The sequence below is a fragment of the Allorhizobium sp. nf9_anc genome, assembly GCF_056323085.1.
In genome coordinates this window covers 1959452-1978465 of the sequence record NZ_CM150481.1, presented here as the reverse complement: position 1 = coordinate 1978465, position 19014 = coordinate 1959452, and the positions used below count along the sequence as shown (strand labels likewise).

The window sequence follows — 19014 nt, the reverse complement described above, 5'->3', positions numbered from 1 at the left end:
GGAATGACTTCCGTCTGTTGCATCGCAAAGAGGCTTTGTCTCTGCCCGATGTGTATGCCATAGCGGGGCTTGGTCCAAAATTCAACGGAGGGCGACGTGAGCCCCAGTCAAGTCGACGAAGCGCTGGAGGCGATGCGCGGCCTCTTTCCCGAGACGCCTCTGCAGCTCAATGAACATTTAAGCGCGCGCTATGGCGCCAATGTCTATCTGAAGCGCGAGGATCTGACGCCGGTTCGCTCCTACAAGATTCGCGGCGCCTTCAATTTCTTCCGCAAGATCGTCGGCGACAGCCCCTCCGGCACCACCTTCGTCTGCGCCTCTGCCGGCAATCACGCCCAGGGTTTTGCCTATGTCTGCCGGCATTTCGGCGTGCAGGGCGTGGTTTTCATGCCGGTGACGACGCCGCAGCAGAAGATCGACAAGACCCGCATCTTCGGCGGCGAATTCATCACGATCCGGCTCGTCGGCGACATCTTTGACCAGTGCTATGCGGCCGCTCGCGAGCATGTCGAGGCGATCGGCGGCTATATGGTGCCGCCTTTCGATCATCCCGATATCATCGAGGGCCAGGCGACGGTGGCCGCCGAGGTGATGCAGCAATTGCCGGAAGGTGTGACGCCCGATCTCGTGGTTATGCCGGTCGGTGGCGGCGGGCTCTCGTCCGGCATGACCGGCTATATGGCCGACCGGGTCTCGCCCGAGGCGATGATCTTCTGCGAACCGTCAGGCGCGCCGAGCCTGAAGAAGAGCCTGGAAGCCGGCAAGGTGGTGACGCTGGCCAAGGTCGACAATTTCGTCGATGGTGCCGCCGTTGCCCGGATCGGCGACTACAATTTCGAAGCCCTCAAGGGCTTCCGGCCGGATCAGGTGCTGATCGTCCCGGAAAACGCGATCTGCGTCACCATGACCGACATGCTGAATGTCGAGGGCGTGGTGCTGGAGCCGGCGGGTGCGCTGGCGCTTGCAGCCCTTGATCTTCTGCCCCGCGTGGCCTTGAGCGGGCGGACGATCGTTGCAGTCGTTTCCGGCGGCAATTTCGACTTCGAGCGGCTGCCCGACGTCAAGGAACGCGCCATGCGGTACGCGGGACTGAAGAAGTACTTCATCCTGCGCCTGCCGCAGCGCCCCGGCGCGCTGCGCGACTTCCTCAATCTGCTCGGACCCGAGGACGATATCGCCCGCTTCGAGTATTTGAAGAAATCGGCCCGCAACTTCGGTTCCATCCTGATCGGCATCGAAACAGGCAAGCGCGAAAACTTCGCCGAACTCTTCGATCGTTTCGATCAGGCGGGCCTCGGCTTCGAGGACATCACCGAAAACGAAATCCTTGCCAATCTGATCATCTGATTCCCTGTTCGCCCAGCCAGTCGAGGATCGTCTGCGCGATCGGTTCGGTAGTTTGAGGCGAATAGGTGTCGCCGGCAATGACGTGATTGTTGGCGTCGCCGGTCGGGCCGGGATCGACGAGCCGATGCGGACCGCCCCAGCGGGCTGCAATGGCCGCCGTCCGGTCTGGCCGTACGACCTTGTCTGCCGCCGATTGAAGGAAGAGGGCGGGAATGCGGATCTCTTCGACCGGCGTATGGGTCGCGAGCCGCACGGATTGCGCCATGGGAATGAGCGCCGTCACCGGATAATCGGTCGTCCAGTTGTGTGCGTTGAGCGGGCTGATCGGCTGGAAGCCGGTGCGGTAGCCGATGATCAACCTTGCGAGCTGCGCGCCGAACGGACCGGTGAGCAGGAAGCTGCCGGAGGCCTGAACGCCGTAATTCGGTGACAGGAAGACGGAGGCCGTGACCTGGTCAGCAAGCGCGGGGCGGGCAAGTGCCCAGGTGACCAGCGAAGCGCCTGTCGAGGTCGAGATCACCACCACCTGATCGCCCAGCAAGCGTCCGATTGCCAGAGCCTCGCCGATGTCATGGGCCCAGTCCTTGATCGTCGCAAGGCCCAGGGCATCCGGATCTGCGAGGCCATGACCGGCAAGCCGCGTGAAGAAGAGATTGGCACCGAGGGCCTTGGCCACGAGATCGGGTAGGGGGCGTACCTCGGCGGGCGAGGCGGAGAAGCCGTGCACATAAACAACCGAGATCGGTGTCCGCTGGCGATTGGCCGGGTCAGCCCAGACGATCTGCTTGGCGAGGCCTGTCCTCAAGGCACCCACGGTTTTCTCTTGATCGGAAATGATGGTTTCAATGGCTTCCAGCGAAGTCTCGGCGGAAATCGTCGCCTCCCGTTCCAGGGCTAGCGTCGGCGGCCAGCGATAGAGCATGACAAGCGCCACGATCACGACGGCGATGACAACAAGCGATAGGCCCATGATGCTCCGCATTCCCTCAACCCCGGGTCTCAGCCGCCCGGATCGAGCTTAGCATGACCTTGGGCGACGGAAAGCCGCGCCGCCCGCTCTTCCGCGTCGCCGCTCGCTGTGCTAGGGGAAAAACATGTCGATCCTGTCCAGCATCCTCTCCATTTTCACCGGTGGCGCCTCGTCCGAGGCCTCTGCCAAGCCCATGGCCGAGCCGCAGACCTACAAGGACTGCGTCATCCACGCCGAACCCATTCGGGAAGGCAGCCAGTTCAGATTGGCCGGCCGTATCGAGCGGGAGGTGGATGGTCGGACACTGGAGCGGAAGTTCATTCGCGCCGACGTCTTCACCTCGCTTGACGATGCACTCGACTGCACCTTCCGCAAGGCGCAGCAGATCATCGACCAGAACGGCCCGGCTCTCTTCGGTGACGGTGAGCAGACGCGTATCGTCTGAGGCTTACCTTCGTATCGCGAAGAAATGTTTCTTTGCGGTCACCGAATGTTAATGATGCAGCGCAACACTGACGCCCGAGATATTGCTCGGGTTTTTCAAGTGATTAATGCGTTTTGCTCCGGACTTTTTCCTCGTTTCGGTTTGCTTGCAACGGGAGCTGCCCTTCTGGCGGCGACACCCTCTGTAGCCGCACAAGAGGCCGTGACTATCCAGGCCGCCAAGGCCTCGGCGGATCTCGCCTGGTTGATGGCCGCCGCTGGCATGGTGATGATGATGCAGGTGGGTTTCCTGCTCCTCGAAGCCGGCATGGTCCGATCGAAAAACTCCATCAATGTCGCCCAGAAGAACCTGCTCGATTTCGTCTTCGGCGTGGTTGGCTTTGCCGCCATCGGTTTCATGCTCGCCTTCGGCAGCTCCGGTGTGCTTCCGTTCGGCATCGATGCTGACTATTTCCTGCTGAAGGGCCTCGACAGCTGGCTTGCCGGTTTCTTTGTCTTTCAGGTGATGTTCTGCGGCACGGCGGCGACCATCGTCTCGGGCGCGGTCGCCGAGCGGATGTCGCTCTCTGCCTATGTGCTCGGCTCGATCGTTCTGTCGACGCTCATCTATCCGATTTTCGTGCACTGGGTCTGGGGCACGGCCATCGGCCCCAATTCCGGTGCCTTTCTCGCCAATCTCGGTTTCGTCGATTTCGCCGGGTCGACCGTTGTGCATGCCACGGGCGGCTGGGTGGCACTTGCCGCCTGCCTGGTAATTGGTTCGCGGCGTGGGCGTTTCGATGCCGAGGGACGGCCGATCCGCATTGCCGGCAACAATCCCGTGCTCTCGACGACGGGGGCTCTCATCCTGTTTTTCGGCTGGATCGGCTTTAACGGCGGCTCAACGCTCGCTGCCAATGCCGATGTCGCCCCGATCATCCTCAATACCGTGCTGGCAGGTGGGATGGGGACCTGCGTTGGCTATGTGATCGGTGCCAAGCAGGACGGTGTCGTGCTGCCGGAAAAGGCGCTTTGCGGCATGCTGGGCGCTCTGGTCGCGGTGACGGCCGGTTGCCACCTCCTCGAGCCCGGCGGCGCGCTTTTGATCGGCGCTCTCGGATCCATCGTGGCGCTCTACGGCAACCAGTATATGGAGGAGAAGCTGAAGATCGACGACGCCGTCGGTGCGGTCGGCGTCCATGCCTTTGCAGGCGTTGCAGGCACCGTGGCGCTTGCGCTTCTGGCCCCCGTCGACCGGCTGCCGGCAGGCGGTCGGTTCGACCAGCTCTACATCCAGATCTTCGGGTCTGCGCTCAATTTCTATTGGGCCTTCGGTCTCGGCTATGCCTTCTTCTGGACGCTCGACAAGCTCGTGCCCATTCGCGTGACGGCAGAGGCCGAGGATATTGGCCTGAACATTGCCGAGCACGGGACGCGCCTGGGCGTCGGCCATGTCGAGGACGCGCTGTCGAAGCTCGTCTCCGGAAAGGCGGATCTGGGCGACCGTCTGGCGGTCGATCCCGGCGATGAGGCGGAGAAGCTCACCCGGCTTTTCAACAGTCTGATGGACAACATTCAGCAGCAGGAGCGCAGCCGCAGCGAACTTGAGGCGCAGGTGCGCGACCAGGAGGAAGCGGAGCGGGTGACGGCGCTCGCCAATGCCACCTTCGAAGCCATCGTCATGCATGAAGACGGCTTGATCATCGACGGCAACGAGCAGTTCGAAGTTCTGACTGCCCGGAAAATCCGGGATCTTGTCGGCACCTCGATCCTCGATCTGGTTGACGAAACGGGCCGACGTTTGCTGATCGATGACCCGAACCCGGCGCCCGACGTGTCGCGGGAGTTCCAGATCGTCCGCCTGGACGGAACGACGATCCCGATCGAGGCGCGCGGTCGCAACATCGAATATCGCGGACGCCACATCCGCATCAGCTGCCTGGTGGATTTGCGCGAGCGCAAGGCCGTCGAGGGGCGCATGCGCCATCTCGCCCAGCATGATCCGCTGACCGGGATTGCCAACCGCGCGCTCTTCACCGAGACGCTGGCCGCGCATGTCGCCCAGGCCAATGACGGCTGGGGCTGCGGCGTCCTTCTCGTCGATCTCGATCACTTCAAGGATGTGAACGACCTCTATGGCCATCCGGCGGGTGACGAGGTGATCCGCGAGACCTCGCGACGGCTGACCGAGATCCTCGGCCCCTCGGACATGGCGGCGCGACTGGGTGGCGACGAGTTCGCTGTGATCCTCGGCAATTGCCATTTCGAGGCGCAGCTCGAAGACGTCAGCCGTCGCCTCATCGAATCCTTCCGTCAGCCTTTCGACACCGGCCAGGGCGAACGCATCAAATGCGGCGTCAGCATTGGGGGGGCGCTCTGCCCCGAGCATGCAGGTGAGCTCGATGAGCTGATCGGCCGCGCCGACGTCGCGCTCTATCATGCCAAGAAGTCCGGCCGGAACACGTTCCGGGCCTATCGCCGGGGCATGGATGAGTTGATCGAGAAGCGGCGTGCGCTGGAAGCCGATATCGAGCGCGGGCTGGAGCGCGAAGAGTTCGAGCTCTATCTCCAGCCGCGGGTCGCCGCCCGCGATGGCGCGATCGTCGGCTATGAGGCGCTGGTCCGCTGGAAGCATCCGGAGCGGGGCATGGTCCAGCCGGGGGACTTCATTCCGGTGGCGGAGGTGTCAGGCAAGATCATCGATCTCGGGGAATGGGTGCTCGCCGAGGCCTGCCGCCTGGCGGCGGGTTTTCCCGACCACCTGCATATCAGCGTCAATGTTTCGCCGGTCCAGTTCCGCCACCCGCAATTCCTCGAAAGGGTCGAGGCCAATCTCACAGCCTCCGGTGTTTCGCCGCATCAGCTCGAGCTTGAGATCACGGAGAGCGTGCTGATCGATGACGATGAACGGGCGCGTCTCATTCTCGGCCATCTGAAGATGCTTGGCCTGAGGATCGCGCTCGACGATTTCGGAACAGGCTATTCCTCGCTGAGCTATCTCAGTCGATACCCGTTCGATGTGATCAAGATCGACCGCAGCTTTGTGTCGGCGCTCGGCACGGAGGATACTGCCGATGCCATCGTGCGTACGATTATCGATCTCGGCAGCGGGCTTGGCATGCGGGTCGTGGCAGAGGGCGTGGAGACGGTCGAACAGGCGCGCTATCTGAGTGCGGCGGGCTGTGACGAATTGCAGGGCTACCTGCTGGGTAGGCCACTGCCGGTGGGCGAGGTGGCAAACGCCGTGGTCGACACTGTTGTGACGGAATTGAAGAAGATCGCCAGGCTCGCCATCCGTCTCGACAAGCGCTCTGCCCGGGTGGATCAGGATCTGCCGGGCGCGAGGGCCGCCGGCGCCTGAAGTCTTCCAGGCGGATCGGGTAGGAAGCGCGACTGCAAGGGCCGCGCTTCCATGTCTTGCAAGTAGGGAAGATCAGGCGGCGCGCGCCAGTTCCTCGACCTTGGCCTTGGCCGAAGCAACAGCCTTTTCGGCGGCTTCCGGACCGTATGCTACGCCTTCCACATAAACCGTCTCAACCAGCTCGATGCCGAGGAAGCCGAGAACCGTCTTCAGATAGGGTACGGCATGGTTCATCGGCGCGCCAGGACCAGTCGAATAGATGCCGCCGGCGGCGAGCACGAGATAGGCCTTCTTGCCCGTGGCGAGGCCGACCGGGCCGTTCTCGGTGTAGCTGAAGGTGAGACCGGCGCGCGCGATATGGTCGATCCAGCTCTTCAGCGACGAATAGATGTTGAAGTTGATGAGGCCGGTGCCGATGACGATCGTGTCGGCAGCCATGAGTTCTGCGACCAGCGCGTCGGAGATGGCAACCGAAGCAGCCTCTTCAGCGCTGCGTGCATCGGCCGGCTTACGGATGGCGGTGGTGAAGGCGCCATCGACATGGTCGAGCTGGGTTTCAACGAGATCGCGGCGCACCAGTGTGCCGGTCGCACCGGCGAACTTCTCGGCGAGCTCGGTGGCGATCGCGTTCGAGAGGGATTCCGAGCCGCGCGGGCTGGAGGTAACGAGAAGGATGGATGACATGTGCTATTCCTCGAAATGTGACTGGCCCTTGGGAGCAGGCCTGCCATGCATCTATGTCCGAGCACGCATCAATGAAACTGTGATAATCTAGATTGGTCATATCGAATAACTGGATGGATGCCTGATCGCCATGGATGCCAACCCCACCCTCGACCAGCTGCAGGTCTTTCTCACTGTAGCCGATACCGGCAGCTTTTCGGCCGCTGCCCGGCAGCTCAACCGAGCCCAGTCGGTGGTGAGCTATACGATCGGCAACCTGGAAAGCCAGCTCGGCGTGACGCTGTTCGAGCGGACGGGCACGCGGCAACCCCGGCTGACGGACGAGGGCAGGGCCATGCTGACCGATGCCCGCCGCATCGTCGGCGATCTGCAGGTGATGCGCGCCAAGGTGCGCAGCATGCATCAGGGGCTGGAGGCGGAGCTTTCGGTTGCCATCAGCGTTCTCGTGCCGACGGGTGCGATGCTGGCGGTGCTCCGCGAGTTCCAGCGGCAGTTCCCCACCGTCTCGCTGCGCCTGGAAGTGGGCGAGCTCGGACGCCTGGTGGAGCTCGTGATGAGCGGCAGGGCGACCATCGGCATCGGCGGCTCCCCGACCCGGCAGGACGACACGCTGATCGTCACCCGCATCGGCCACAATTTCCTGCTGCCGGCTGCAGCCGTCGATCATCCCCTGGCGTCGCACAAGGGGACGCTCTCGCTGCAGGACGTGCGCGAAGAGACCCAGATCGTCGTGAGCGACGCCTCGGACCTGACCTCCGGTCGCGATTTCAATGTCTTGTCCTTCAAGACCTGGCGGGTGAGCGACATGGCGACGAAGCACCAGCTGATCCGCGGTGGCCTTGGCTGGGGCGGACTGCCGGCTTCGATCATTCGCGAGGACCTGGCCAAGGGCCGGATCGTGCATCTGGATCTGCCGGCCTATGAACAGGGATCCTACAATCTCTATGCCATCCGCCGGACCGACAATCCGCCGGGGCCAGCCGGCACCTGGCTGATCCGCGCCTTCGAGGAGCAGCTGTCGAATTGCCCGATGGATTTCGCACCCGCGGCGCTTGCGAAAGCAGTTTAAGGAATCGATTCAAGATCTTGAATCGATTCCGCAGTTTGGATCGGGAACGCGAGCAACGTCGCTTCCGTTAGAGCGTCAGCCGGAACTTCGCAAAGCCGTCTGAACCTTCACCGGCATCCTCGATTTTTGCACCCTTGAAACCGGCGAGATGCTCGCGTGCCTTCGGCCCGGTTTCGAAGGTGACGGTGGTGTCGCCGATCGGCGCGAAGGACCAGTTGCCGTCGGCCGACGGATTGATCGTGCCCTGGTCGACGATGTATCGGACGATGATGTCGCGGTTGGTGTCCGGCCCGACGAAGATCACCTTGTCCGAGGCGATTTCCGGAAACTTGCCGCCGCCACCGGCGCGGTAGTTGTTGGTCGCAACCGCGAATGTCTGGCCGGGATCGATCGGCTTGCCGTCGAATTGCAGGTTGACGATGCGGCTTGATTCCGGGTGAACGACGACCCCGTCCTTGTCGTAGCGGGCAGGTTTGGTGAGGTCGATCTGGTAGGTGACACCGTCGATCACGTCGTAATTGTAGGACGGGAAGTCCGGATTGATGAGGGCCACATCCTTCGCGCCCTTCTCGATCTGGTTGAAGATGCCAGCTGACATTTCGAGCCAGTTCTTCACCTGCTCGCCGGTGATCGCCACCGCCTGGATCGTGTTCGGATAGAGATAGAGATCGGCGACATTCTTGATCGCGATATCGCCGGCGGGAAAGTCGGTGAAATAGTCCGCACCGCCACGACCGCCGGCCTTGAAGGGGGCCGCGGCCGACAGCACGGGCAGATCCTTGTGCGGACCGTCTTTCAGCATGTCCTTGATATACCAGGACTGGGCGATCGAGACGATCTGGATCGAAGGATCGTCGGCCACCAGGGCGAAATAGGAATAGAGCGGCGCAGACGTCTTGCCGACGGGCGTGCGCACATAGTCGAGCGTCGCCTGGTGCTCGGCGGCGACCGATGCGACGATCTCGGGCTTGTCCATAGTATCGGCGACGACCTTGCGGTTGTCGTCGCGGTGATAGATCGGACGGGCTTCGCAGGTAAAGTCGACGATCTTCCAGGCTGATCCGTCCTTTTCGAGCAGAAGGTCGATGAGGCCCATATGCGAGCCCCAGAAGCCGGCCATGACGGCGGGCTTGCCGAGCAGCGTGCCCTTGACGGCGTCAGCACCCGGCACGTTGTCGAAATCCTTAGGGCCGGGGAAGACGAGATGCTGGTGGCCGGTGAAGATCGCGTCGATACCCTCGACGCCGGCGAGATAGAGCGAGGCGTTTTCCATGCCCTCCGTCTCGCCGTGCCCGTCGATGCCGGAATGGGAGAGGGCAATGACAATATCGGCGCCTTCCTCCTTCATCTGCGGCACCCAGGCGCGCGCTGCCTGCAGGATATCGCGGGTCTGCGCCTTGCCTTCGAGGTTTTTCGAATCCCAGAGCATGATCTGCGGCGGCACGAAGCCGATAAAGCCGACCTTGATGGGGCTTGTCGCGCCGGAGCCGTCGCGGATCTGCTTTTCGATGATGTGGTAGGGCTTGAAGTAGAGCGCATCCTGCTTCGGGTCGGAGGCGAGCTGGCCTTTGGTCAGATTGGCGCAGACGAAGGGAAACTGCGCACCGGCCAGCGTGTTGAACATGAAGTTCAGGCCGTAGTTGAACTCGTGATTGCCGAGCGTGCCGCAATCATAGCCAAGCGCGTTCATGGCCTTGATCACCGGATGTACATCGCCCGGCTTCATGCCCTTCTGATAGGCCATGTAATCGCCCATCGGATTACCCTGCAGGAAGTCGCCATTGTCGATGAGCATGGAGTTGCCGGCTTCCGCTCGGATGCTGTCGATCAGACTTGCGGTGCGCGCCAGCCCCATCGTGTCGTTCGGCTTGTCGGCATAATAGTCGTAGGGCATCACATTGACGTGGATGTCAGTGGTTTCCATCAGCCGAAGATGCGCCTGATTGCCATTGGCGCGGGCGGCGAAGGGATGCAGCGTGACGAGCGCGGCCGAGGCGGCGATGCCGCCCAGGAAGGAGCGGCGGGACAGCGGATAGAAATCGAGCAGGGACGGCATGGGGGCCTCACAAACTGGTTCTGAAAGCGACAGAGGTTAAGTCGCTTTCAAGATGCTTGCACCTGTAAAATGACAGGGGTGAGACGTTGCCCTTTTCGCCGCTCAGGCTGGCACCAAGTTGCGCGGGTCGCGGTGGAAGTTGCGAAAGTATGCGGTGATCTGGGCGACCGAATTGCTGGTCTGCTCGAATTCGACGCCCATCTTGCCGGCCCGGTACCAGCGCACCGATCCCTCGATATGCCCGAGTTCGGCGCAGCGCACCGCGACAGTTGCCCCGCGCTTGGCCTCGATCCAGCCTTCGAGCTTCAAGGCCATACCGGTTCTGGAAATGTCGAGAATGCGGATATCCAGCTTCTGCCCCATGAATTCGAGAGTACCCCTGATATGGCAGCGAATGCGCTGGGTCCGGCGCCCGTCGGGGCTGAGTTTGGCTGCAAGCATTCCTATGCGCTCCGTCAAAATGACTGAATGAAACGCAGGAAGCCTCGGCCAGGCGCCTTAACGGCATCTGGCCAAGGTCATTAGAATGCGAGCAAACTCCCTAGGAGATTTGAGGTATTTGGCGGCTTATCCCCGCGATTTACCGTTAATTCGGCAGGGTTTCAGCGCGTCAGCACCGGCCGGACTTCCTGATGGAAGTGGCGGAAATAGGCGGCGATCTTGGCGATCGAATTGCTGTTGGGGCGGAACATGATGCCGATTCGGCCGCCATAATTCCAGCGCACGACACCTTCGAGATGGCCGATATCGTCATTCTCGATGGTGACCTGGCTGCCGGCTGCGGCGGTCAGTTTGGTGGCGAGTTCGAGGGCAAGCCCTGTGCGTGATATGTTGATCACCCGCGCATCCGCCTGCTGTTGGAAATAGCGGACCTTGCTGTCGAGTCGGCAGCGGCTGCGTGGCGATTTGCGAACATCCATTTCGAGATTATTGCTCATGATGCCGTCCTGATGGAAACAATAGAGCCAACCTACGCATCATCTGTAAGAACGGTCTAAATCAAATCATTAGGATTTTCGGGATTGTTCTTCAAAGCCCCACATTGGGTCGTTCGATGACTTCGCGCAGCGCAAAACTTGAATTGATCTTCACCACATGCGGCAGCGCCGAGAGCCAGTCGCGATGAATGCGCTCATAGTCTTCGAGATCTTTTGCGGCGACGCGCAGGATATAGTCGTATTCGCCAGACATCAGATAACAGACGAGCACGTTCGGACAGCGCTTCACGGCAGCCTCGAATTCGGTCAGCGTCTTGGCGAACTGGCCCGACAGCGAGATGTGGACGATGACCATCATCTTGTAGTCGATCGCCTTGTGCGACAGGCGTGCATGATAGCCGCTGATCACGCCCGATTTTTCCAGCATGTCGTGGCGCCGCGAGCAGGCGGATGGCGACAGGCCCACCGTTTCGGCAAGCTCGGCATTGGTCATCCGGCCATTCTCCTGAAGCGCCTTCAGAATGGCACGATCGATGGCATCCAGTTCCGCCATTCGTAGCTTTCTCCGTTTTGCGGCTTCCTGACGCAAGAAGCTGCGAATTGTCTGAGGTCGTGGCCTCTACTTTGCAAGGACATTTTGCGCGGAGAATGTTTGAATTTCCGTATCTGAAACAAAGCAGCTTCGGCTGCGAATAAGAGAGAGGAACGCTTCATGCGTGTCGGTTGCCCGAAGGAAATCAAAAACCATGAATACCGTGTCGGTCTGACCCCCGGTGCCGTCAGAGAATATGTGGCGCATGGCCATGATGTCCTGATTGAAACGGGTGCGGGCGCCGGGATTGGTGCCGATGACCACGCCTATATCGCCGCTGGCGCGAAGATCGCAGCCACAGCCAAGGACGTGTTCGAAAAGTCCGACATGATCGTCAAGGTCAAGGAACCGCAGCCCTCCGAATGGGTGCAGCTGCGCGAAGGCCAGATCCTCTATACCTATCTCCATCTGGCACCAGATCCGGAACAGACCAAGGGCCTGCTCGAATCCGGTGTTACCGCCGTTGCCTATGAGACCGTGACCGACGAGCGCGGCGGTCTGCCGCTGCTGGCCCCGATGTCGGAAGTCGCCGGGCGCTTGGCGATCCAGGCGGGTGCGACGGCTCTGCAGAAGGCCCATGGCGGCCGCGGCATCCTGCTCGGCGGCGTTCCCGGCGTGTTGCCGGCCAAGGTCACCGTCATCGGTGGCGGCGTTGTCGGCCTGCATGCGGCCAAGATGGCCGTCGGCCTCGGCGCCGATGTCACCATCCTCGACCGCTCGCTGCCGCGCCTGCGCCAGCTCGACGACATCTTCGGCGGTCGCGTCCACACCGTCTATTCGACGATCGATGCGCTCGAGCAGGAAAGCTTCTCCGCCGATCTGGTCATCGGCGCGGTCCTCATCCCCGGTGCTGCGGCTCCGAAGCTCGTCACCCGCGAAATGCTGTCCGGCATGAAGAAGGGTGCCGTCATCGTCGACGTCGCCATCGACCAGGGTGGCTGCTTCGAGACCTCGCATGCCACGACCCATTCCGACCCGACCTATGTCGTCGACGGCATCGTGCATTACTGCGTGGCCAACATGCCGGGTGCGGTTCCGATCACCTCGGCCCATGCCCTCAACAATGCGACGCTGGTGCATGGTCTGGCGCTTGCCGATCGCGGGCTGCGGGCAATTGCCGAGGATCGTCACTTGCGCAATGGCCTCAACGTTCACAAGGGCCGCATCACCAACAAGCCGGTCGCAGACGCCCTGGGCTATCCGGCCCATGCACCCGAAGCGGTTCTCAACGTCGCCTAAGGGAAGCTTCCTCCCGTAACGTCAGAAGGGCTCCGGCATATGCCGGAGCCCTTCGTCATTCATGGCAGCATCGGGCGCGTTTTCGGCTCATGCATAGGACAGCCGGTCAGCTGCGACCGTCGGTCCGCAGCGATGGGATAGACGTGTCTGCGGGCGCGCATCACATTGCCGAGCGGTCGATGGTCTTCGACGCCGCGCCAGGGGCGGAATGTCAGCCCGTCATCCACCGCGCGGGAGCGATCCATCGACCACGAAGTCTGAGGGGCGACGCGGATGGTCGCGATCTCCAGATAGGGGCTTTCTTCCTCCGGCCAGACGACCGAGGCATCTTCGATCGGCATGGTTTCAAGGTTGCGGCAAAGCTGCGCGCGCAGGGTCCATTCGCCGCCCTCGCGCTCCATGACATCAGCCACGGCGTGACGAAGCACGTCCGGACCGTCGGAGAGGTCGAGGCGGAGATCCGTGAGCGCACGGAAATTGGCCGAGCGCGGCACGATGTCGAGCTTAGCGACATAGTCCCCGAAGCGGGACGGGACCTGGGTGTAGTAGTGCTCGCCAAGAGGATGCGTTTCGGGATAGCCCCCCATGGCTTTCAGCGCGGCGGCATCGACCCCCATCGCTTCGAGACCCCTGACGATCGGTCGGAGGATCCAGCTCAGGGCAGACTTTGCCCACTCCACCCGGTCGGTGGTGCGAGAGATCAGCTTCAGGTTCTTGGCAAAACCTGCAGCATCCGGTGCGGCGAAGGCGGGCGCCGTGGCGAAGAGGAAGTCCTGCGTGGTGTCGTCGAGGCTTTCCGGCAAGCGCTCGCCTTCCACCTCGAAGAGCTTGATCGCAAGCCCTCTTGGCAGGGAGACGCTGTCGCGCAGCGGGTCGCCGGGGATCGTCGAGATGCGAATAACGGCCGGATAGCTGTGGCCGGGCCGGGAGAAGATGCCCTGGCGCAGCTCGGCCGGCAGATCGGGATGGACGGTGACGATGGCTTCCAGCAGGGCGTGGCTCTTGGCATGCACGCTGCGCTGCGCATGGCCGAGATCCTCATGCGTCTTGCCGATGATGTAGAGCATGCTCTCGGTGATGTCAGCGATGGCCGTCTGCTCGTCGGGATCGATCGTTTCGAGGTCGGCGCGATAGGGGATCGGTGGATTGGGCTGCATCGAGGTCTCCGTCTGTGTTGTTCCGCAAACGGGAACGCAGGCGGGCACGGCAGGTTCCTGCGGGACCACGGGAGGGCGGCCCGGCGGTGACGCAAGTCAATCCAGGGCAGATGCGATCAGGGTCGATCGATCCGGCATTGATAGCAGTTGTTGCGGGCCGAGCGGACATGCAGATAGGCGATGTCAGGATTGGCGAAGAGCTCTCCGGCGCGTTCGGTGATCGCTTGAGTCTGCACCACGCCGCCGCTGCCATAGACAATGCGGTCGTCGTGGCCGTATCCGCGGACGATATAGTCGGGGCTTTCAAGCATGGGCGGCAGCACCTCCGCCGCCTCGTAGCGCGGGCAGGCCTCTGCATGCAGGAAGATCGGGCCCGTCTCGGCATAGGGCTGGAGCGTCGGGAAGGGGCGGTAGGCAAGGGTGAGATAAGGCTCTCCCGACGCGATCTGTCCAAGGCAATGGCGGCAGGGATAACCGCCGGGCGAGATACGCTGCTCCGGGGCAAGGCCATAGGCATCGGGGGCACCCTGCCTGTAGGCGGCAGCATCAGCGGACGGCATGGCGATGAAGTGGACGGCTGTCATGGACATCTCTCCTGAGGTTGGATGTCGCATTCTCATCTCTGCCGGACCAAACCCGCCACCCGATTCCTGCGCGGGGAGATGTTGTCAAAAATGGCGTTTTTCTCTCGCTTAACCTCTGCGGTAGATAATGCGGCGATCAAACATCGGGTGAGGGGCTCCCATGACGTCTATCAAGTCCGCAGCTGCGGCCGTGCTGGCTTTGTCCGCTGCATGTCTTTTCCAGCCATCCACGTCCGTCCGGGCGGCCGAGCTGACCGCGGAACAGGTGGAAGAAGGCCAGCGCTTCGTCGTCAACAACGCGATCTTCATTCTCTTCCACGAGGCCGGCCACATGCTGGTGTCGGAATTCAACCTGCCGGTGCTCGGCCGCGAGGAGGATGCCGTCGACGCGCTCTCCTCCGTGCTGCTGCTCGGCGCGGAGGACGAAGACCTGAACACCACGATCCAGGACGCCGCCGACGGCTGGTTCCTGCTGGACGATGCCAAGGAAGACGGCCCCCAGGAGGACGACTTCATGGGCACGCATGGCCTCGACCGCCAGCGCGCCTATTCCATCGTCTGCATGATGACCGGGGCGAATGCCGAGTTCTTCAAGGTCTTTGCCGATTCGCTGGAATTTCCCGAGGAGCGCCGCCAGGAATGTGCCTTCGAATACCAGAAGGCACGCGACAGCTGGATGAGCCTGCTGGCCGCCAACATGAAGGACGGCGCCAAGACCAAGTTTGAAGTGACTTACGAGCCGGCCGGCAACGAGGACCTGCAGGGCTTTGCCGATCTCCTGAAGAGTGCGGGCGCGCTGGAGACGATCGCGACGGTGTTCGGCGAAGGCTATGACCTGAAGGACGGCATCAAGATCACCGGTAAGACCTGCGGCACGGAAAACGCCTTCTGGTACGCCGAAAACCGCGAGATCACCTATTGCTATGAGATGGCGGCCTTCCATGCCGGGCTGATCGCCAACTGGTTCGAAAACCAGACCGCTGGCGAGGAGGATGCCAGCGGCGAAGAGGTGGCTGAAGAGGCTTCCGAGGAGGAAACCGAAGCCACAAGCGTCAAGCTGAAGAAGAAGGACTGAGCAACGGCTCCCCGATATTTGGAATCAGCCGTCGCGCTTGATCAGCGCCAGAAGCTCCTGGTCGGTCATCGGATCGACCAGCGCTTCATAGGTCCCGACCGGCGAGAAGCCAAACTGCTGGTAGAGCTGCAGCGCGCGGGGATGGTCGAGCGAATTGGTGGTGACCGTCACCGTCTTCGGATTGCTCGTCCAGGCGGCGTAAAGACACTGCAGCAGGAACCACTTGCCGATGCCAAGGCCGAGCGCATGTTCGAAGAGGCCGAAATAGGAGAGCTCGACGAGATCGTCGCTTTCCTGGGACAGCTCGTAGAAGCCGGCCGGCGCCCCGTTCACATAGAGAACCGAGATCGACACCTTCTGATGGTGAATGATCGCCTTCAGCTGCTCGTCGGGCAAACGCAGCCGCTCATACCAATGCCAACGCGCGCCGACTTGGCGATGCAGGAAGCGGTAGAAGGGGAGCGGGATCTCATGCGTGCGCATGATTGCTGTCTGGATATTGACCGGCACCGGCAGGCTGGACTTCGGCGGCGCGGTCATCTCGAGCCGGGTGACATGGGCTGTGAGCGGCCCTGATGTTTTCGAGCCGAGCGGTTCTGCCTGACCGGTTACGACTGGCGTATCCGACTTGGAGCCCCATTCCGACCAGGAGCCGTCATAGAGCGAATTGTCGGTATGCCCCAGGCTTTCGAGCGCAAGCGTCACGACCGCTGCCGTAACACCGGAGCCGCAGGAGGTGACCACGGGATTGTTGAGATCGATGCCGGCATCGGTGAAGATCGAGCGCAGGGTGGCGAGATCCTTCAGGCGGCCGTTTTCCGACAGCGATGCCGCAGGCACGTTGCGGGCACCGGGAATATGGCCGGAGCGCATGCCTTCGCGCGGTTCGGGCTCATCGCCCGTGAAGCGGCCGGCAGGACGGGCGTCGGCAATCTGCTTGTCGCCCTCGTCGGCAATCCCGGACATCTGGTCGAAGGAGGTGAGCCTTGCCCGGTCGAACTGCGCCTCGAAAGTGACGGGTGCCGGTTCCGGCAGATCGGTTTCGAGACGGCGCCCTTCCGCCTTCCAGCCATCGATGCCGCCTTCGAGCACGTAGACGCGCCGTGCGCCCATGACGCGGAACATCCACCAGACGCGCGGGGCAGAGAAGAAGCCCGGGCCGTCATAGACGACGATCGTATCCTCGGCCGAAATGCCGAGCTGGCCGACGGCTTGCGCAAAGAAGGAGGGCGAGGGCAGGGAGTGCGGAAGGCCGGTCGACGTATCAGCGATCACGTCCTGATCGAAGAAGACGGCGCCCGGGATGTGGCCGGAGGCATATTCGATGGCACCGTTGCGATTATGCGCCGGAAGATACCAGGAGGCATCGACGAGCTTGAAGCCGGGAGACCCGAGGTTCTTTTCGACCCAATCCGCCGAAACGACGAAACGGCTTCTTTCACCGGACATGCACTTCTCCCGTAGTGTTCCTATGGCTTAGGTCTCCGGGGCTCCAAAGCGAATGCGGAACCGGCGGTTCTCCTTGCCCTTCTTTTCAATCTTGGCGATATGAATCGCACCGACCTCCTGGGTCTCCGAAACATGTGTGCCCCCGCAGGGCTGGCTGTCAACGGCGGAGTTCTCCCCGATGCAGACAAGGCTAACGCGACCAAGCCCGACGGGCGGCCGCACATTCTTCGACTTGACGATGCCGGGATTGGCCGCAAGCTCCTCGTCGGTGATCCATTGCAGGGTGATAGGGTGGTTTTCACTGATGAGTTTCATCAGGTCTGCTGTCACCTGATCCTTGTCGATGGTCTCGCCCATGTCGAAATCCACCCGGCTTTCATCCTCGCCGACGGCCGCGCCCGTGATCGGGTAGGAGCAGACGACCGAAAGCAGGTGACAGGCGGTGTGCATGCGCATGAGCTTGTAGCGACGTTGCCAATCGACATGCAGGACGAGCTTTTGGCCGACGGAGGGCAGGGGCTCGCCGTTTAGGGGGCGGTGCAGGATGATATCCTTGGTGGCGCCGTGGCGCGTTTCGCCAAGCTGGATGCGGCTGCCGTCTTCGCGCTCGAAGAAGCCGGTATCACCAGGCTGGCCGCCCGAGGCCGCATAAAAGCAGGTCTGATCGAGTTCGACTGCGCCATCCTCATGCACCGAAGTCACCACCGCCTCCACCGTCGAGAGATAGAAATCGTCGCGGTAGAGGGCGATGGTGGTCATGGCAGTGCTTTCAAAAAATGTCAGGCGGTCTCGAAGGGCAGGTCGAAGGCGGGGCGCTTTTCGAGCCAGGCCGGGACTGGCAGACCCTTCGAGCGCAGGAAGTCCGGGTTGTAAAGCTTCGACTGGTAGCGGTTGCCGTAGTCGCAGAGGATCGTCACGATCGTGTGGCCCGGGCCGAGATCCTTGGCCAGACGCATGGCGCCCGCAATATTGATGCCCGAGGAGCCGCCGAGGCAGATGCCCTCGTTCTCGACGATGTCGAAGACGATGTCGAGCGCTTCGGAGTCGGGGATCTGATAGGCGTAGTCAGGCGTGAAGCCTTCGAGGTTGGCCGTGATGCGGCCCTGGCCGATGCCCTCGGTGATCGAAGAGCCCGAGGATTTCAGTTCGCCGTTCTTGTAGTATTCGAAGAGGGCAGCCCCTTCGGGATCGGCGATGCCGATCTTCACGCCCGGCTTTATGTTGCGAAGGCCCATGCCGGTGCCGGCAAGCGTGCCGCCAGAGCCGACCGCGCAGATGAAGCCATCGACGGCGCCGCCGGTCTGCTCGAAGATTTCCCTCGCGGTCGTTTCGATATGGGCGTCGCGGTTGACGGTGTTGTCAAACTGGTTCGCCCAGATCGCACCGTTCTGCTCGCTCTTGGCGAGCTCCGTGGCAAGCCGGCCGGAGATCTTCACATAGTTGTTCGGGTTCTTGTAAGGCACCGCCGGCACCTCGACGAGTTCGGCGCCGAGCAGCTTCAGCGCGTCCTTCTTTTCCTGGCTCTGGGTCTCCGGGATGACGATCACGGTGCGATAGCCGAGCGCCTTGGCAACGAGCGTCAGGCCGATGCCGGTATTGCCGGCCGTGCCCTCAACGATCACGCCGCCGGGGCGAAGCAACCCGCGCCGCTCGGCGTCCCGGATGATGAACAGCGCCGCGCGATCCTTCACCGACTGGCCGGGATTGAGGAATTCGGCCTTGCCGAGAATGGTGCAGCCGGTCGCCTGCGAGGCGCCTTTCAGCCGGATAAGGGGCGTATTGCCGATCGCCTCGAGCACGGAGGGGTGGAATGCCATGATGCCTGCCTTTTTTGTCTGACGCGGACACTAGAACCAAATGCGCGGGTTTGATCCCGTCTTTTCCGCCTCGGGGCTGTGAAAGGCAAGGAATGGCTTTTCGCGGTGAGGCAGGGGGAGGGAAAATGCGTTCGGCAGCAGGGGGTGGATAAAGGTGACCATTTGATCACCTTTATCGCCTGCATTCCTCGCCTCGTCAGCCGATGCGAGGATAGGGTGAATAAGAGAGGTGAGTTAGCCACGGCTCTCGTTG

Annotated in this window: 17 protein-coding genes; 6 read left to right on the top strand and 11 right to left on the bottom strand. The window is 62.1% G+C overall.

What is annotated here, in order from left to right; translation table 11 throughout:
• Positions 1-132: 132 nt before the first annotated feature.
• A complete protein-coding gene (gene ilvA, locus AC02Y0_RS09460) occupies positions 133-1347 on the top strand; it encodes a threonine ammonia-lyase (RefSeq protein ID WP_476384003.1) in 1215 nt (404 codons plus the stop codon).
• Here ilvA and AC02Y0_RS09455 read toward each other — a convergent pair.
• Entirely contained in the window at positions 1340-2329 is a 990-nt protein-coding gene (locus tag AC02Y0_RS09455) for an alpha/beta hydrolase (protein ID WP_476383631.1), read from the bottom strand. The genes ilvA and AC02Y0_RS09455 overlap by 8 nt on opposite strands.
• 112 nt (positions 2330-2441) lie before the next feature.
• On the opposite strand from AC02Y0_RS09455, the gene AC02Y0_RS09450 reads away from it, so the two are divergent.
• Both AC02Y0_RS09450 and amt read left to right on the top strand, forming a co-directional pair.
• Positions 2442-2762, top strand: coding sequence for an HlyU family transcriptional regulator (locus tag AC02Y0_RS09450; RefSeq protein ID WP_102019832.1), 321 nt, complete (start codon positions 2442-2444; stop codon positions 2760-2762).
• A 201-nt stretch (positions 2763-2963) separates the two neighbouring features.
• A complete protein-coding gene (amt, locus tag AC02Y0_RS09445) occupies positions 2964-6101 on the top strand; it encodes an ammonium transporter (protein ID WP_476383629.1) in 3138 nt (1045 codons plus the stop codon).
• A gap of 72 nt (positions 6102-6173) precedes the next feature.
• Here amt and AC02Y0_RS09440 read toward each other — a convergent pair whose 3' ends face one another.
• Complete coding sequence (locus AC02Y0_RS09440) at positions 6174-6785, bottom strand: FMN-dependent NADH-azoreductase (RefSeq protein ID WP_476383628.1); 612 nt, start codon at positions 6783-6785, stop codon at positions 6174-6176.
• A 130-nt stretch (positions 6786-6915) separates the two neighbouring features.
• Between AC02Y0_RS09440 and AC02Y0_RS09435 the strand changes: the two genes are divergently transcribed.
• Positions 6916-7854, top strand: coding sequence for a LysR family transcriptional regulator (locus tag AC02Y0_RS09435; RefSeq protein WP_476383627.1), 939 nt, complete (start codon positions 6916-6918; stop codon positions 7852-7854).
• A gap of 67 nt (positions 7855-7921) precedes the next feature.
• Here the strand turns inward: AC02Y0_RS09435 and AC02Y0_RS09430 are convergent, their stop codons facing one another.
• From AC02Y0_RS09430 to AC02Y0_RS09415, 4 genes are all read right to left on the bottom strand, one after another.
• The gene (locus AC02Y0_RS09430; RefSeq protein ID WP_476383626.1) at positions 7922-9910 is read right to left on the bottom strand and encodes a bifunctional 2',3'-cyclic-nucleotide 2'-phosphodiesterase/3'-nucleotidase; all 1989 of its coding nucleotides are present in this window, start codon (positions 9908-9910) and stop codon (positions 7922-7924) included.
• Between the two features lie 102 nt (positions 9911-10012).
• Positions 10013-10351: a PilZ domain-containing protein gene (locus tag AC02Y0_RS09425; protein WP_476383625.1), complete on the bottom strand. Its 339-nt coding sequence runs from the start codon at positions 10349-10351 to the stop codon at positions 10013-10015.
• A gap of 161 nt (positions 10352-10512) precedes the next feature.
• Entirely contained in the window at positions 10513-10848 is a 336-nt protein-coding gene (locus AC02Y0_RS09420) for a PilZ domain-containing protein (protein WP_444557329.1), read from the bottom strand.
• A 91-nt stretch (positions 10849-10939) separates the two neighbouring features.
• Complete coding sequence (locus tag AC02Y0_RS09415) at positions 10940-11401, bottom strand: Lrp/AsnC family transcriptional regulator (RefSeq protein ID WP_054150114.1); 462 nt, start codon at positions 11399-11401, stop codon at positions 10940-10942.
• A 159-nt stretch (positions 11402-11560) separates the two neighbouring features.
• Here AC02Y0_RS09415 and ald point away from each other — a divergent pair, with 159 nt between their 5' ends.
• Entirely contained in the window at positions 11561-12679 is a 1119-nt protein-coding gene (ald, locus tag AC02Y0_RS09410) for an alanine dehydrogenase (protein ID WP_476383624.1), read from the top strand.
• Between the two features lie 59 nt (positions 12680-12738).
• On the opposite strand, the gene AC02Y0_RS09405 is transcribed toward ald, so the two are convergent.
• A complete protein-coding gene (locus tag AC02Y0_RS09405) occupies positions 12739-13836 on the bottom strand; it encodes a catalase family protein (protein WP_476383623.1) in 1098 nt (365 codons plus the stop codon).
• Between the two features lie 116 nt (positions 13837-13952).
• Positions 13953-14420 (bottom strand): DUF1203 domain-containing protein, encoded by a 468-nt coding sequence (locus tag AC02Y0_RS09400; RefSeq protein WP_476383622.1) that lies wholly within the window; start codon positions 14418-14420, stop codon positions 13953-13955.
• 160 nt (positions 14421-14580) lie between these two features.
• Here AC02Y0_RS09400 and AC02Y0_RS09395 point away from each other — a divergent pair, with 160 nt between their 5' ends.
• Positions 14581-15495, top strand: a complete 915-nt coding sequence (locus tag AC02Y0_RS09395) for a DUF4344 domain-containing metallopeptidase (RefSeq protein WP_476383621.1) — start codon at positions 14581-14583, stop codon at positions 15493-15495.
• Between the two features lie 24 nt (positions 15496-15519).
• Here AC02Y0_RS09395 and sseA read toward each other — a convergent pair whose 3' ends face one another.
• The 3 genes from sseA to AC02Y0_RS09380 are packed head-to-tail and all read right to left on the bottom strand — an operon-like array spanning position 15520 to position 18761.
• Positions 15520-16944, bottom strand: coding sequence for a 3-mercaptopyruvate sulfurtransferase (gene sseA / locus AC02Y0_RS09390; RefSeq protein ID WP_476383620.1), 1425 nt, complete (start codon positions 16942-16944; stop codon positions 15520-15522).
• 27 nt (positions 16945-16971) lie between these two features.
• Positions 16972-17703: an alanyl-tRNA editing protein gene (locus AC02Y0_RS09385; RefSeq protein ID WP_476383619.1), complete on the bottom strand. Its 732-nt coding sequence runs from the start codon at positions 17701-17703 to the stop codon at positions 16972-16974.
• Between the two features lie 20 nt (positions 17704-17723).
• Positions 17724-18761 carry a cysteine synthase A gene (locus tag AC02Y0_RS09380; RefSeq protein WP_476383618.1) on the bottom strand — a complete coding sequence of 346 codons (1038 nt, stop codon included), beginning with the start codon at positions 18759-18761 and terminating at the stop codon, positions 17724-17726.
• Positions 18762-19014: the final 253 nt, after the last annotated feature.